This window comes from Paenibacillus massiliensis 2301065 = DSM 16942, assembly GCF_000377505.1.
Lineage (GTDB): Bacteria > Bacillota > Bacilli > Paenibacillales > Paenibacillaceae > Paenibacillus > Paenibacillus massiliensis.
The window spans coordinates 22,140-36,655 of sequence record NZ_KB898185.1; the positions used below are offsets into that span (position 1 = coordinate 22,140).

The 14,516-nt window shown below is 48.1% G+C and carries 16 protein-coding genes and 1 riboswitch; of the genes, 10 read left to right on the top strand and 6 right to left on the bottom strand.

Annotated features, from left to right (window positions below; genetic code table 11):
* Positions 1-162: 162 nt before the first annotated feature.
* The 3 genes from D328_RS0100065 to D328_RS0100075 all read right to left on the bottom strand — a co-directional run bounded on the left by D328_RS0100065 (position 163) and on the right by D328_RS0100075 (position 2,606).
* Positions 163-768, bottom strand: coding sequence for a pentapeptide repeat-containing protein (locus D328_RS0100065; protein WP_018882887.1), 606 nt, complete (start codon positions 766-768; stop codon positions 163-165).
* A gap of 18 nt (positions 769-786) precedes the next feature.
* Positions 787-1,416: a pentapeptide repeat-containing protein gene (locus D328_RS0100070; RefSeq protein ID WP_018882888.1), complete on the bottom strand. Its 630-nt coding sequence runs from the start codon at positions 1,414-1,416 to the stop codon at positions 787-789.
* 191 nt (positions 1,417-1,607) lie between these two features.
* Complete coding sequence (locus D328_RS0100075; RefSeq protein ID WP_018882889.1) at positions 1,608-2,606, bottom strand: aldo/keto reductase; 999 nt, start codon at positions 2,604-2,606, stop codon at positions 1,608-1,610.
* 216 nt (positions 2,607-2,822) lie between these two features.
* Between D328_RS0100075 and D328_RS0100080 the strand changes: the two genes are divergently transcribed.
* Positions 2,823-3,737: an AraC family transcriptional regulator gene (locus tag D328_RS0100080; RefSeq protein WP_018882890.1), complete on the top strand. Its 915-nt coding sequence runs from the start codon at positions 2,823-2,825 to the stop codon at positions 3,735-3,737.
* A gap of 19 nt (positions 3,738-3,756) precedes the next feature.
* A complete protein-coding gene (locus D328_RS0100085; protein ID WP_026280927.1) occupies positions 3,757-4,287 on the top strand; it encodes a DUF4303 domain-containing protein in 531 nt (176 codons plus the stop codon).
* 201 nt (positions 4,288-4,488) lie between these two features.
* On the opposite strand, the gene hmpA is transcribed toward D328_RS0100085, so the two are convergent.
* Complete coding sequence (hmpA, locus tag D328_RS0100090) at positions 4,489-5,706, bottom strand: NO-inducible flavohemoprotein (protein ID WP_018882892.1); 1,218 nt, start codon at positions 5,704-5,706, stop codon at positions 4,489-4,491.
* Between the two features lie 210 nt (positions 5,707-5,916).
* On the opposite strand from hmpA, the gene D328_RS0100095 reads away from it, so the two are divergent.
* Together D328_RS0100095 and D328_RS28105 are read left to right on the top strand one after the other, a co-directional pair.
* The gene (locus D328_RS0100095) at positions 5,917-6,141 is read left to right on the top strand and encodes a hypothetical protein (RefSeq protein WP_018882893.1); all 225 of its coding nucleotides are present in this window, start codon (positions 5,917-5,919) and stop codon (positions 6,139-6,141) included.
* 228 nt (positions 6,142-6,369) lie between these two features.
* The gene (locus D328_RS28105) at positions 6,370-6,756 is read left to right on the top strand and encodes a hypothetical protein (RefSeq protein WP_018882894.1); all 387 of its coding nucleotides are present in this window, start codon (positions 6,370-6,372) and stop codon (positions 6,754-6,756) included.
* A gap of 271 nt (positions 6,757-7,027) precedes the next feature.
* Here D328_RS28105 and D328_RS0100105 read toward each other — a convergent pair whose 3' ends face one another.
* Positions 7,028-7,342: a DMT family transporter gene (locus D328_RS0100105; RefSeq protein WP_018882895.1), complete on the bottom strand. Its 315-nt coding sequence runs from the start codon at positions 7,340-7,342 to the stop codon at positions 7,028-7,030.
* A 3-nt stretch (positions 7,343-7,345) separates the two neighbouring features.
* Positions 7,346-7,681: a DMT family transporter gene (locus tag D328_RS0100110; RefSeq protein WP_018882896.1), complete on the bottom strand. Its 336-nt coding sequence runs from the start codon at positions 7,679-7,681 to the stop codon at positions 7,346-7,348.
* A gap of 115 nt (positions 7,682-7,796) precedes the next feature.
* Positions 7,797-7,896, bottom strand: a riboswitch (guanidine-I (ykkC/yxkD leader).
* Positions 7,897-8,097: 201 nt separating this feature from the next.
* On the opposite strand from D328_RS0100110, the gene D328_RS0100115 reads away from it, so the two are divergent.
* From D328_RS0100115 to D328_RS0100140, 6 genes are all read left to right on the top strand, one after another.
* Positions 8,098-8,772, top strand: coding sequence for a response regulator transcription factor (locus tag D328_RS0100115; RefSeq protein WP_018882897.1), 675 nt, complete (start codon positions 8,098-8,100; stop codon positions 8,770-8,772).
* Entirely contained in the window at positions 8,769-10,595 is a 1,827-nt protein-coding gene (locus D328_RS0100120; RefSeq protein WP_018882898.1) for a sensor histidine kinase, read from the top strand. Before D328_RS0100115 ends, D328_RS0100120 begins: the two co-directional genes overlap by 4 nt.
* Before the next feature lie 105 nt (positions 10,596-10,700).
* The gene (locus D328_RS0100125; protein ID WP_018882899.1) at positions 10,701-11,375 is read left to right on the top strand and encodes a GDSL-type esterase/lipase family protein; all 675 of its coding nucleotides are present in this window, start codon (positions 10,701-10,703) and stop codon (positions 11,373-11,375) included.
* Positions 11,376-11,406: 31 nt separating this feature from the next.
* The gene (locus D328_RS0100130; protein ID WP_018882900.1) at positions 11,407-12,813 is read left to right on the top strand and encodes an MBOAT family O-acyltransferase; all 1,407 of its coding nucleotides are present in this window, start codon (positions 11,407-11,409) and stop codon (positions 12,811-12,813) included.
* 18 nt (positions 12,814-12,831) lie between these two features.
* Positions 12,832-13,989 carry a DHHW family protein gene (locus D328_RS0100135; RefSeq protein WP_018882901.1) on the top strand — a complete coding sequence of 386 codons (1,158 nt, stop codon included), beginning with the start codon at positions 12,832-12,834 and terminating at the stop codon, positions 13,987-13,989.
* Positions 13,986-14,459: a DUF4358 domain-containing protein gene (locus D328_RS0100140; protein ID WP_018882902.1), complete on the top strand. Its 474-nt coding sequence runs from the start codon at positions 13,986-13,988 to the stop codon at positions 14,457-14,459. Before D328_RS0100135 ends, D328_RS0100140 begins: the two co-directional genes overlap by 4 nt.
* Positions 14,460-14,516: the final 57 nt, after the last annotated feature.

A 14,516-nucleotide genomic window follows, 5' to 3' on the forward strand; every position in this document is an offset into this window, starting at 1 on the left:
TCTGCAGAGAGCGTGGTTAGCGGAAAGCGGGGAAGCCCTAGAGAAACGAAGTAAACACCTTTAAGCTTGTTGTTCATCCGTTTGTCAACTTCGTTCAAAGGAACAGCAAGCTTAACAGTGGCCGACAGGGCTCCCCGCTTGCAGCGGCTCAACCAAGGAGCATCAACCGATTTTGGCCCCAAGGGCGGTAGCCAACAGCGCGGCTTGCTCCCGATCCATTCGCACACCTTTAACAGAGAATGCCGTGAAATCCACCCCGCTCATACTAGCTCCTCTGAGATCCGCCCCCTGCAGGTTGGCCTGTGCCAGGACAGCCTTCGTGAGCTCACAGTCTCTCAGATCGGCCTTTTCCAGATTGCTCGCGGATAGATCAGCTTCATCAAAACGTACTCCTCGTAAATCTTGCTTAGCCAGCCGTGCGTACCTCAAGTTCGTATAAGACCAGTCTCCGAGCAGAATCGTAATCCCATCCACATTCGCACCCGAGAAATCCGAGCCTGTCATCTTGCAATTATCGAATTTACTTACGAAGAGATTCGCTTCAATAAAGCTGCAATTCTCAAAGGCTGATTCAGTATGTATAGAGCCGTTCAATGACGCACCACGGAAGCTGCATTCGATAAAGCGACAGTTGGTTGTCACGATCTCCTCCAGTGATCCCGCAGCAAACTTACAGCGCTTGAAGGTACAGCTGATTAACTCCCCATCTCTTAGCTGCTGACTGCTGAAATCCACATCATCATAGACCTGATTCACATGCTGGTACATTCGCGCCCACTCCCCTTTCTATTTAATTGTCATACCTAACAGGCCCACAAAAGTAGACGCCTGATATGGAGAAATAATACAGCCCTTCAAATCCTCAATCTCAACCATTAACTCATCAAAGCTGCAATCACTAAGGTCAATCTGGTTCAGCTTGGTCCCGCTCAGCACTGCATGGTTCAGATGACATTGTCTGAGTTCAATATCCTTCGTGGTCAGATCAGCCAGATTCGCATGTACGAGTGAGGTCTCATCGAACATCACTCGCTTCAACGTAGAGAAGCGGAGATACGCATAATCCCCCACGCACGACTCAAATCGAACATGCTGCAAGCGGCTGCTGCCAAAATCCGTCCCCATCCATTTACAATTCCGTAAATACGTACGGTGCATGAAGGCGTGTGATAGATTTACGTTTGAGAAATCACAGTTTTCAAAAATCACATCTGTAAACTCAAAGTGTTCCAAAGTAGATTCACAAATGGTCACGTCTCTGAACAGCACCTTATCAAAGGAGGTCTTGACGGCCTCCTGCTGCTCAAGGGTGACATGCTCAATAATCAGATTGTGATATTCGACTCTGGACTCCAGCACTTGCAGTTCTGCAAGCTCAAGCTGGTCAATCTGAATTTTAGGAATATCGATATTCATATTTCCACGCCCCCATCATGTCTAGCTCTATTCATTATAGAACAAGCGTTCCTGACGATCAATCCAAGTCCTTATGATTAATTAGCCTCCACACAAACAACATAGGGATAGACGACCAATACCATGTAGACAAAAACAGCAGACCTCAAAGCTATTACAGCTCTGAGGTCCGCGAGTGCTGGACTATTCATCTATCCGATTTGTTTAGGAGCGATAGCTCCCACAACCGGGTGCGGTACATACGGCTCTTCCAGATAGGTGACTTCTTCCGGTGTCAGTGTTACATCAAGTGCAGCTACGGCATCCTCCAGATGAGAGTCTTTTGTAGCACCGACGATCGGGGCCGAGACAGGTTGCTTTTGCAGCAGCCAGGCCAGGGCAATATGTGAACGCGGTACACCGTGTTTCTCCGCAATCTCCGCTACACGCTCCATAATAACACGATCCGTATCTGCAGTCGCATCGTATTTGGATTTCTGAATCTGGTCTGTCTCGGACCGATGCGTTGTAACTTCCCAGTCGCGGGTCAATCTGCCAGATGCCAGTGGACTGTAAGGGATCACACCAATTTGCTCCTCTCTACAGAGTGGAAGCATCTCTCTCTCCTCTTCCCTGTACAACAGGTTGAGGTGATTCTGCATGGAGACGAATCTTGTCCAGCCATGACGCTCAGCCACATACAGAGCCTTCTGGAATTGCCATGCATACATAGCCGATGCTCCGATGTAGCGGACTTTTCCAGCTTTGACGAGATCATGTAAAGCCTCCATCGTCTCTTCAATAGGAGTGGTGTAATCCCAACGATGAATTTGATACAAATCCACATAATCCGTCCCCAGACGCTTCAAGCTTTTGTCGATCTCACTCATAATTGCTTTGCGGGAAAGCCCGCCACCGTTAGGCCCTTCATGCATCCGTCCATGCACCTTCGTAGCGATGACGAGCTCATCCCGTTGGCCATAATCCTTGAGGGCACGGCCCAGCACCTCTTCACTAGCTCCTAGGGAGTAGACATTCGCAGTATCGAAAAAGTTAATGCCCATGTCCAATGCTTTTTTAATGACAGGACGACTATGCTCCTCATCCAGCACCCATGGGTGAATCCAGCGTGAAGGGTCGCCAAAGCCCATACATCCCAGGCAAATCCGAGAGACATCCAGACCTGTATTGCCAAGCTTTACGTATTCCATTACATGCACACTCCCTTGTATCATTGTGGTCAAAAATATAATTACTGCTCTTCAACATCTAACAATTGCTCACTGCTATGATCTAATTATGCCGAATTTCATGAGGAGACTGTTATCTTGATTGTATTAATTCCTTGCCTAATCCTCTCACAACTATTCATATAGCCTTCCCGATTCGATTATAATAGAGCTGATTAACGATCACAGGAGGTCATCATGACGAATGAAATGCATCAGCAGCAAGCTGAGCTCGCCGAGCTGATGGAGCGACATTGTCATAGGGAAGGTAGTCAGGAGACAGCCGTTCCCTCCTTATACTTCGTCCGTTATTCCTCCATGACGGAGCCGGACTACGGTGTCTATAAGCCATGCTTCTGTGTCATTGCCAAAGGCTCGAAGCAGGTCTTGCTGGCACAGGAGCGATTTGTGTATAATCCTGCAGATTATCTGATTGCGTCGCTGAACCTGCCTGTCGTGGGACAAGTCATTAACGCCTCGCCCGACGCCCCCTACTTGAGCTTCAAGCTGGAATTTACGCATCATCAGATTATGGACACGTTGACGGAAGCGGATATTCAGCTAAGCTCCAAGGAAGAATCGAAGCGTGCTTTATTTGTAGGGCAGATCGAAGCTGAATTGCTGGATGCCACGCTGAGACTCGCCCGGTTGCTGGATAGCCCCAAGGATATTCCGTTCCTGGCTCCCATGATCACGAGAGAAATTCTGTATCGGCTGCTACAGGGACCGCATGGTGCCCGTCTTGCCCAGATTGCTCTGGAAGGAAGCAGTACCTATCGTATCAGAAATGCAATCGAGCAAATCACCCAGCACTATGATGAGCCACTGCGGGTAGACGAGCTTGCACAGATTGCCAACATGAGTGTATCTACGTTTCACCGTAATTTCAAAGAGGTGACCGCCATGAGCCCACTTCAATTTATGAAGGAGCTACGACTTCAGGAAGCGCGTCGTCTGCTCATGTCCGAATCGGCTGGTGCAGCAGATGTCGCTTTTCGAGTAGGCTATGAAAGTCCCTCCCAATTCAGTCGTGAGTACGCCCGCATGTTCGGGGCACCACCTATTGCGGATATGAAGCGACTGAAGGAGCAATATGAGCCAGCCCAGTTATAAGAAAGGTGTTGTGAATCGTATGAGCGATTTTTTAACCGAGTTTGAGGACAGATTTAGAGCAGGATTCATAGACGATCTCAAGAAAACGCTGGAAGAAGTGAAGGATGAGAAGGTTTACGCCTGTGCATTCGGGACAGACAGCGATTTTGTCACCTTGTTCCTGGCTGTGAATACGGAAGAATCGCTTGCCAGACACCTAGCGAGCATGAAGGCTCAGGACCTTTGCGATTCCGAGGAGGATGTGAGCTATTACAGATGGGGAATCAGTGAATACCAATATGGTGATGCAGCACATTTTAACCATATCAGCAGATTCTTGAATGCTACCGAGAATGTCTCGGACTACAGAGATGAAATGGTCAAAATCATAGCCAAGGTAGTTCTAGAGACGGATGATGCACTTCTTACACAATATGGACAATCCAAAGAAGATATTATCTTTTTCATGTCGATGACGGATGATGACCAGGCTGAGGAATTGGAAAATCAATCTGCAGCTCAGATGACCAATCCCCAATTGGTGAGTTCTTTCTTGCAGCGCTATTCATAAGGAAATATGGAAAAAGATAGAGGTGCCGTATTCGTTGTTAAAAACCGAGGTCCCACCAACCAATAATTGGCTCGTGGGACCCTCTGTCAAGCTTATTGGAATATCGTAATAAGAAGAGGCATGATGGGCAAGTGTAATAAGCAACTATATCTGACAGCTGAAAAATCTTAAAATACGGGTGTTCGCACCCACAGATGATAGTTATTGCAGATCCGCAGCAGGACCGAAGAATTCAAAGTGAATATCCTGATCAGGCACCCCACATGCCCGCAATGCCTGATACACCGTCTTCATGAACGGGACTGGGCCGCAGAAATAGAAAGCCGCCTCTTGATCCGGTATAACGCCTCGCAGCCAATCCAGATCGATATAACCTTCCTTGTAATATCGACTAGCCGAACGATCCTCCTCCGATGGAGCAGCATATACCCAGTGTGCCTGATAATTTGCATGGGCAAGTGTCAACTCCTCAACAGCCGAGCGCATGGCATGATATTCACTATTCTTGGCTGCATGGATGAAGGTCACTGCTCGCGATGGAGATCGTTCAGACAACGTATTTAGCATACTCATCATCGGAGTCAGCCCTACTCCTCCACTAATCAAGACTACAGGTCGACTGTCCTGCTCATCCAATACGAACTCCCCAGCTGGCGCTGATAGCTCCAGTACATCTCCTTCAGCTACCTGCTCATGAAGATACGTCGATATTTTTCCTGCCGGTCGTTCCTCGTAGGCATCCTCCCTCTTCACTGATATTCTGTAATAAGGTCTTCCGGGTGCATCCGACAGGCTGTATTGGCGAATATGGGTATACGTATCATCTGGGATGTTCATCTTGACGCTAATATATTGCCCTGGCTGGAAGGAAGGGAGTGTACCGCCATCCGCAGGTATCAGATAGAAGGATGTAATCACTTCACTTTCCCGGACTTTGCGCTCCACACGGAAGGACCGGAATCCGGACCAGCCTCCCTTCTGCGCTTCAGCTTCTTGATATAGTTCAGCCTCCACACTAATGAACACATTGGCAATTACACCATAAGCCTCTGCCCAAGCCTGCAGGATCTCCTCTGTCGCCTGTTCGCCGAGTACCTCGGCAATAGCAGCGAGCAAATGCTCGCCTACAATCGGGTAATGCTCGGGCAAAATGCCCAAACTGCGATGCTTGTGAGCAATTTGTCTGACGACAGGCAAAATGGTCTCCAACTGATCAATATGCTTGGCCGCAGCATAGACTGCATTAGCCAAAGCTGCTTGCTGGCGCCCCTGCTTTTGGTTGGCGTGATTGAAAATATTCAGCAACTCGGGATGAGCTGCGAACATGCGCTGGTAGAAGGTAGAAGTAATCTGTGTACCGTAGACCTCCATGACAGGAACAGTAGATTTAATCGTAGCAATCGTTTGCTGAGTAAGCATCCTTTCGCATCCTTTCGTTCTTGGTTGTAACCCAGTATAGAAAAGTCGAGAGGCCTAATTTGTGATCGAAATCACTCTAAAATGGTCTATAATGTGACATTTATCACACTGATAGATTGTAGTGCCTCAGTACCAATTCATATTCTTCGCTCTTGGAAGCAAGTGATAGAGATGCTATGATAGGATTCGGAAAGGAGTGTGTTATACACGATGGAGACATTAAGATATACATTTACTTACGAGGTCATCTCCACTGGGGAGGCTTCTGAATTCAGCCAAATGGCGACCAGCAAGGAAGAGGCTGCTGAGCTCATCCTTCCGCGCATTGCCGATCTGGAATTCACAGACGAAAGCGATATTCGACTGGGGAATCTTACTGCGATCAGCAAGCAAGTGGGAGATAATTATGTAGCCTGTGAAGGCTGCGCCTCCTAAGGCAAGACTAGCGCGAATCACGAATTGATCTTATGCGCTTAGCTTGAACGATGTGTATATAAGCTCCGTTATGCCCGTCTCTCTTCACATGAGAGGCGTTGGCGTAGCGGAGCTCTTTGCTTATTCCCGTGGTACATGAGAAATTACGTTGAACATGCATAATTCATTTCCTGATAAAGCCATACTAGGTCCGGTGAACCCAATACACATCTACAACGGAGGTAAGTCATGAATTCGAACATGTCATCCCAACAAATTTCACAGCTCGTACAGCAGTTGACACAACAGACACAACAAGCTTCCATGCAATATGAGCAATTGCTGCGTCAGGAGCAAAGCAATGCTGCCCAGTTGGAGCAACTTGCACAACGTGAGCATCAGGCTGCACAGACGATTCAGCATGCGCTTCAAGGACATCAGGTCGCGATTCAACAATTGCAACAAATCTCCTCGATCGCTCAGCAGCTGTCCAACTCGGTATCTCAGGCTCAAGCTTACTCCAATCAGCAGCATCAATATGCAGCGATTCAGAACAACCAAGGCATGAACAGTGGCCTGCACAGCTATTCCAACAATAACAGCGGAATGGGCTCCTCCTATATGGGACGCCATTAATACTCTGCACTTGCCCTAGCGATACCTAGGTATCGCTAAGGTGAATTAGGAGAGGGAAGCTATGTTTGCTTCCTTCTCCTTTTCCCCTGTTGTCATCTGCTTGCTGTCATCAGCTGTGTGTGTTCATTAAGCAGCACAACAAGCTTAGCCGTCGTCGACAGGGCTACCCATTTACAGTGGCTCTATACTCACATTGATCTGGGTAAGTTACTTCAGTTACTGGTCAAGGGTACAAGTAAATTTATTTTACAAGCACCTGCTCCTATTCAAGCTAGCTCACCCACTTTAGCCCCACAGCCGAACCAAGTACCATCACTATACATAGAATTCTTAGGATGTTTCGCGGCTCGCCATAGAAGATCATCCCCAGAATCGCACCGCCAGCGGCTCCAATTCCCGTCCACACTGCATAGGCGATCCCCATAGGCAGCGTGCCCATAGCCATAGTAAGGAACAAGAAGCTCAGTCCGAAGCCTGTCACCAGCAAAATCAACGAAAGAGCATTACGGTCTCGATGAAGCTTATTAATCATCAGAACACCTAGCATTTCAAATATACCTGCAAGAATAAGAAACAACCAGTTCATGGTTTAGTGCACCTCCCTCTGCGTGGACTTGCTTAGCATTTTGAGCCCAATGACACCTAGTAAGAGGACGCCGATCAGTACTAGCTTGCCAGCCTGTACCGGATATCCGAATAGAATAATCTCGGCCAAGACCGTCCCGGCTGTACCCAGGCCTACGAATACAGCGTATACAGTCCCTACCGGAAGTGAGCGAGCGGCTGCAATCATGAGCGAGAAGCTGATGATGATGGCAATCAGTGTAAGGCCCCATTCCAGTACACCGGTAGCATGCTTCAGGCCGATGACCCAGCCCACCTCAAATAATGCAGCAATGATGACAGACAACCAGGTTTTGTTCATGATAAATCGCCTCCTAGATATCGATATATTGAACAATGTCATAGAGGGCTATGCAGCAAGAAGACGCCGCAGACAACAAAAAAAGCCCAGGAGTTAACTGCTGCTTAAGCAGTTCATCTCCCAGGCTTTTATCCCTCCGTGGCACAGCGCGATGCTGTGAGTTTTCTCTCGGACCAGTCCGACGCGAGCGCCGCGGAACCCTAGAAAACATTCATCATTCAATTGTCCTTTGAATTATACACAATTCTAGCCGATATTCAACCCCTCATGGACTAGCTTTTTACTCAGCCCTTTCATGGGCGATTCAAATCGATCCGTTCATTGGGTCCTTCCCTCTACTCTTTCTCTAGTTAAATTGAGGCATCCTCTTAAACATGGTAACATCGTGCTTATAGAACCTAACCGAGGGGGACGACATGTCGAGAACGATCTTGATCGTGGAAGATCAGCAAATACTACGTGAAATTATGAAGGAGTATTTGTTGGATGAAGGATACCAAGTGTTAGAGGCCAGCGATGGAAGCCAGGCCTTGGAGCTGTTTCAAGACCATAAAATTGATTTGATTATTCTGGACATTATGCTACCAGAAATTGACGGGTGGTCTGTCTGTCGGCGGATTCGCAAGACATCGAACGTCCCGATATTGATGTTGACTTCCCGATCAGACGAGGACGACACACTTCTAGGATTTGAGCTGGGTGCGGACGATTACGTCGTCAAGCCCTGCAGCCCACCCATCCTGCTGGCTCGGTCGAAGCGGCTACTTGAAAGCCGGCAACACCGTGATGCGGGGGATATGCTATCTGGCGGGATGATCATGCTCCATCTCCCCTCCCGAACTGTCACGCTAGATGGACAACCATGTAGCCTGACACATACGGAATTCGAAATATTAGCCTGTCTATTGAAGAACAAAGGCATCATTATCACAAGAGAGCAACTCATCACGAATATCTGGGGCTACGATTATGCCGGTGACGATCGTACGCTCAGCAGTCATATTCGAAATCTGCGTTCCAAATTGGGCGAGCACGCGACAAGGATCGTCACTGTTGTTCGCTCAGGCTACAAATTCGAGGAGCAGCCATGAGAAAAAGCATCGTCTTTAAGCTGTTTCTGCTGACGATTGGCTTGTGCACACTTATTATCGCTGGCCTCTTTATAGGCCAAACTGTATTTTTCAAACAATTTTATGTGCATCAAAAGGTCGAGAGTGTCCAAAATGCGCTCCAGACAGCTTCCGAAGAAGATTGGACAAACACACAGGATGTTCTAACCGAATTTAGGAACGAGCAACAATTTTATCAAAAGTATAACACCTGGATCACCAGACTAGACAACGATGGCAACCTGAAATATACGGACAACTTCGAAGCAGAGGTACGCTTGGAGAACTCCGCGAATACTCCTGCCCTATCCGGCAAGATGCTCAACATTCCCTTGTATACGGTGATGAATGTGGAAGATCTCAGGGACGACAATCCACTTCGGCCTGATTTCCTCGTCACACCAGGGGTACGTATCGCCATCGAAGGCCTCCTGATTAATGACCAATTCTTTCCGCAGCGTATCGGTCAAAGAGCCACTGATTTGCGAGGAGAAGCCCGGTTAGAAAACGGACCATTCGTCCGTAAGGAATACGATGTCGTCGCAAGATTCAAAAGTCCCACCGAATATCATGATCGTTACCCCAGCGTTCTAATATACGGTACCGTTATGCAAGTTCAGACACCCGAGGGTGCCGAAGAATCACGATATACGAACCATTTATTTCTGGAACGGATAAAGGCTTTTCAGTCTGATCTGCTCTACGGAGATTTCAGCGACAATAGCGATACCGTCATCGATTACGAGGAAAACAACGTCCCATACAAAATATTCGTGAAGCGCTTGCCAGATCTTGCAGGAAACGTCGAGTTCCTGTTTGCCATGACCTCGCTTCAACCCGTGAACGAGGCTACGGGAGTGATGCGTGATTATTACGGCTACATTGCGTTAGGAGCTCTGCTGCTCGTCGTATCAGCCTCCTTTTATTATGCCCGTCACATTGCCCGTCCGTTGCTCCGCATGAACGCCGCGACACAACGAATGGCCAACCTGGACTTTTCCGAACGAATTCCGGTAACAACCGACGACGAGATCGGCAGCTTGTCCAATAGCATCAATGAGCTTTCGAGCTTGCTGCATGTCCATATTATCCGACTTGAGCAGGATATTGAGCAAGAAAGGCGGCTGGAGCAGACGCGAAAAGAGTTCATCGCTGGCGTATCTCACGAATTGAAGACCCCGCTCAGCGTTATCGAGAGCTGCCTGTATATTCTAGAAGACAAGCCTGAAAGCCGGAAACGCGAGTATTACTTTGCTGCCATGAAAGCCGAAGTGAAGAAGATGGATTTGCTGATCGCGGATATGCTGGAGCTTGCAAAATACGAGTCCGGTACTTATAAAATGGAGATGGCCCCATTCCGTATCGATACTGTGCTGGAGCGCGTGTGTGAGAAGCTGGCCCCAAGTATCGATGACAAACAGCTGCAGCTGCATACCCACTTCGTCCCTGCCGAAGTCGTCGCGAATCCGCTGCGGATCGAGCAAGTCGTCGTGAATTTCCTCACGAACGCAATCCGTTATACACCGGAAGGCGAGAATATCTACTTTTCGATAGCGAAAAAAAGTGAAACCGTCAAAATATGCATTGAAAATAAAGGTACCCACATTCCGAAAGATCAGATAGAAAAAATATGGGATCGCTTTTATCGCGGCGAACGCTCCCGTCATCGTTCAACCGGCGGCACTGGACTGGGGCTTGCGATATCCAAGCAAATCTTAGATCTACATGGAGTGCGCTATGGTGCGGTTAATACCGAGGACGGTGTACTGTTCTATTTTGAATTGAATAGGAAGATGGAAGCGTAGAACTTCACGTTCTGCGTTTTTTTTATTTGATCTGCACTCCGTCTGCATATGATCTTTATTTCTATCACGTAATATTCTCTTAAGTAAAAGAAAGGGGAATAAACGATGAAATATAAAAGGTTGTCCATGCTGCTGATCGGGTTGGGAGTCTTAGTGCTTGTAGCGTGCGGAAATCAAAGTGGGAATAGAGATGATCTCGCTCCCACGTCTTCGGAACCCGTGGCAACGTCGCAGTCACCGTCGTACAAAGAGTTGTATCAGGCAAGTGTGTTTCTGGGAGATTCGATTACGGAAGGCTTGGCATATCACGACGTATTAGATGAAGGGAACGTGCTGGCTGGTGCTGGCAAGACGGCTGAATTCACGCTGATGGAAGATGATGTCGACAGGCTGGTCGAACGAAAGCCCGAACGCGTCTTCATACAGTTAGGCTCAGACGATATTCTGTGGCCGACAGACGATCCTATGGAATACTCTCTCTCACATTATGCTAAGTTGATAGACAACATCAAAGCAAGGCTTCCGAAGGCGAAGATTACGCTATTGTCTGTCACCCCTGTGAACGCTGACGCTGAGAAGAAGGAGCCACGCTACGGAAATATTCAAGAATACAATGCTGGTCTTGAAACGCTCGCCGATCAAAAACAGGTTGAATATGTCGATTTAACTTCCCTCGTTACTGAGCATGCAGATCTGTACGACACGGATGGTATTCATTTCCAAGCGGCGTTCTACCCAATCCTGCTTGATTACTTGGCAACCGTTCGGAATGACCGATGAGCCTCTACAATAACTTTGGAGGTAACGATCATTGGTATTCAGCAGCCTAATTTTTCTATTTCAATTTTTGCCCGCCGCTCTGCTCGCTTATTACGTCTCGCCCACCAAGCTGCGGAATGTCGTTCTGTTCACCGCTAGCCTCGTCTTCTACGCCTGGGGTGAACCACTCTATATCTTGCTGATGCTTTTCTCCACCTTCTTCGATTATGCCAACGGTCTCCTGATCGATAAGTTCAGGCACCGGAAGGTGATGGCAAAATCGATCTTCATCGGCTCTCTCTTTGGCAATTTGGCTATTCTTTGCTTCTATAAATATGCTGGATTCTTTGCGGAAACTCTGAACCAACTGATCCACCTTCAACTACAGGTTGCCGATTTGCCACTGCCAATAGGCATTTCCTTCTACACATTTCAAACCATGTCGTATGTGTTGGACGTCTACTTTGGTAAGACAACGGTGCAGCGAAACATCATTGCTTTCGGCACCTATGTAACGATGTTTCCGCAACTCGTAGCCGGCCCGATCATCAAATACGGAGACGTTTCCCGGCAACTGACCTCGCGTAGCATGACACTTAACCGTTTCGGGAAAGGTGCGGAATTGTTCATTCGAGGTTTGGCCAAGAAAGTGCTGCTCGCCAATAATCTGGGGATGCTGTGGACAAGCGTGAAAACAGCTCCCACAGCGGACGTGACTGTGTTGTCTGCCTGGCTCGGCATCATCGCGTTCACATTCCAGATTTACTTCGATTTCAGCGGCTATTCGGACATGGCACGGGGGCTGGCCAAGATGCTCGGCTTCGAGTTCAAGCTGAATTTTAATTATCCTTACACCTCCAGAAGTGTAACGGAGTTCTGGCGACGATGGCATATTTCGCTAGGGACTTGGTTCAGAGAATATGTGTATTTTCCGCTTGGGGGCAACCGGACGGGCTTCAGCAAACAGCTTCGAAATTTGCTGATCGTCTGGTTCCTCACCGGCTTGTGGCATGGGGCCAGTTGGAATTTTGTCATCTGGGGCTTATATTTCGGGGTGCTCGTGACGATGGAAAAGATGTTTCTTTTGAAATGGCTTCAATATTGGCCTCGTCCAGCAACCCATCTCTACTTGCTTCTGGCCGTCATTATAGGTTGGGTGTGGTTCGAATTCGACCATTTGACTTCTGCTATAACGTTTATTGAAACCATGCTCGCCTTCTCCGCCAATGGCTGGGTAGACGATCAAGCACTGTACGACTTGTCAACGTATGGCATCTTACTTGTACTGTCGGTGTTGTGTGCTACGCCGCTTCCGCGCAAATGGGTCCTGCGCTTTAAGCGCAAATGGCACTTGGGAGGTGCATTAGTCAATACAGCTCTATATTTCGCCATGTTGCTGCTGTCGACAGCTTATCTTGTTGCCGAGACATATAATCCCTTCTTATATTTTCGGTTTTGACAGGGAGAGATAACAGTTATGAGACGCATTACGAAACGCATTACGAAACAGAAGTTCCTTACTGGCTTGCTGCTGTTATCATATATCGGCATGATGGCTCTAGCTAATGGTGTAACGCCCGACAGGGACTTCTCAGATTCAGAAAATCGTGTGTTGGGGCAGCGTCCTGGCTTTTCGCTGCATTCGTTCCTAAACGGACAATTCATTTCAGATTATGAGCGGTATACGTCAGATCAATTCGTCTTCCGGGACGCCTGGATCCGTATGAAGACTGATGTGGACCGTGCCTTGGGCAAGCGGGAAAGTAACGGAGTCTTCCTGGGCAAGGACGGTTATCTCTTCAAGCAATACACTTCACCGTCAGCAGCGGACTTGGAGAACAGAGCCCAGGCGATTCAGATGCTCGACCAAGCCACGCCCGGTCTTAACAAGTATGTGATGCTCGCGCCAACCGCAGTCGCGCTGCTTTCGGACAAATTGCCAGCTCACGCTCCTGTTGGTGACGAACGAGCTGATCTGGAGCGAATTCGCCAGTTGCTGCCGCAAGATATTCGCTTTGTCGATATTTATCCAGCGCTGTATGCCCAGCGAGAACAACCGATTTTTTATAGAACCGATCATCACTGGACAACTGAAGGTGCTTATTATGCCTATCGCGAGCTTGGCAGTCAGATGGGAATCGTTCCGCAAAGCACAGATGCATTCGACATTCACCAAGCGTCAGACGAGTTCTACGGCACTCTTTATTCGACAAGCGGATTTCGCCATCTGCAGCCTGACCGAATTCATCTTTATTTGCCGAAAAAGAAGAGCAGCATTAAGGTATCATATGTGAACGAGGGCCTTGTGTCGGATTCTATGTACGAGCTGGACCACCTTCGCAAGAAGGACAAGTACGCTATTTTTCTAAACGGCAATCATGCCCTGATTCGAATTGTGACGGACAATCCTACAGACAAAAAGCTGCTGGTGATCAAGGATTCGTATGCCAATAGCCTGGTTCCCTTCTTAACAGAACACTTTGGCGAGATCGACATCGTCGATCTTCGGTATTACGACGAATCCGTGCTGAGGCTCGTGCATGAACGCCAATACCAAGACATGCTGATACTGTACAATGTCACTACCTTTTTCGAAGATCCGTCCATTCTGAACTTAATGGAGGAAATACCATGAAGAACCAAAGGTTAGTTGTGCTTGCTATTGCTATCGCGTTCGGGATCTTGACTGGATGTTCCGGTCGTTCTGGGGTTCACGAATCATTAACGGCAGCCAAACTAGGCGAAGGCATAATGCAAGCGGTAAATTTAAATGAGATGCAACGAGGAGATAGCGAGAAGCTGCGAAGGATATATCATATCGAGGTAAGCGATGTGGATGATTTCGTCCTATATACTGCTGTATCAAACGTAAAGGCCGACGAACTTGCCATCATCAAGGTCAAGGATGCCAGTGAGATCGAAGCCGTTATGGATCAAATACGGCAGAGGGTCGAGGCGCAGACAGTCAAATTCAAAGACTATCGCCCTGAAGAGTATGCTCTGATCGAAAAACATGTGCTGAAATCGAAGGCCCCGTTCATTTTGTTCGCGGTTTCGGAGGACATTGGACGCATAGAACGCGCATTTGACGACGCCTTGAGGTAAATTACATGAAAGCTGCAAGCCAGGTTCGATCGAATCCGGCTTGCACTTGTGCGACAC

Coding starts and splice junctions, on each gene's coding strand:
- D328_RS0100105 (WP_018882895.1), bottom strand. CDS start 7,342: ATGAACTGGTTGTTTCTTATTCTTGCAGGTATATTTGAAATGCTAGGT.
- D328_RS28105 (WP_018882894.1), top strand. CDS start 6,370: ATGAATTCGAACATGTCATCCCAACAAATTTCACAGCTCGTACAGCAG.
- D328_RS0100080 (WP_018882890.1), top strand. CDS start 2,823: ATGACGAATGAAATGCATCAGCAGCAAGCTGAGCTCGCCGAGCTGATG.
- D328_RS0100075 (WP_018882889.1), bottom strand. CDS start 2,606: ATGGAATACGTAAAGCTTGGCAATACAGGTCTGGATGTCTCTCGGATT.
- D328_RS0100095 (WP_018882893.1), top strand. CDS start 5,917: ATGGAGACATTAAGATATACATTTACTTACGAGGTCATCTCCACTGGG.
- D328_RS0100070 (WP_018882888.1), bottom strand. CDS start 1,416: ATGAATATCGATATTCCTAAAATTCAGATTGACCAGCTTGAGCTTGCA.
- D328_RS0100125 (WP_018882899.1), top strand. CDS start 10,701: ATGAAATATAAAAGGTTGTCCATGCTGCTGATCGGGTTGGGAGTCTTA.
- D328_RS0100110 (WP_018882896.1), bottom strand. CDS start 7,681: ATGAACAAAACCTGGTTGTCTGTCATCATTGCTGCATTATTTGAGGTG.
- D328_RS0100120 (WP_018882898.1), top strand. CDS start 8,769: ATGAGAAAAAGCATCGTCTTTAAGCTGTTTCTGCTGACGATTGGCTTG.
- D328_RS0100115 (WP_018882897.1), top strand. CDS start 8,098: ATGTCGAGAACGATCTTGATCGTGGAAGATCAGCAAATACTACGTGAA.
- D328_RS0100140 (WP_018882902.1), top strand. CDS start 13,986: ATGAAGAACCAAAGGTTAGTTGTGCTTGCTATTGCTATCGCGTTCGGG.
- hmpA (WP_018882892.1), bottom strand. CDS start 5,706: ATGCTTACTCAGCAAACGATTGCTACGATTAAATCTACTGTTCCTGTC.
- D328_RS0100085 (WP_026280927.1), top strand. CDS start 3,757: ATGAGCGATTTTTTAACCGAGTTTGAGGACAGATTTAGAGCAGGATTC.
- D328_RS0100065 (WP_018882887.1), bottom strand. CDS start 768: ATGTACCAGCATGTGAATCAGGTCTATGATGATGTGGATTTCAGCAGT.
- D328_RS0100135 (WP_018882901.1), top strand. CDS start 12,832: ATGAGACGCATTACGAAACGCATTACGAAACAGAAGTTCCTTACTGGC.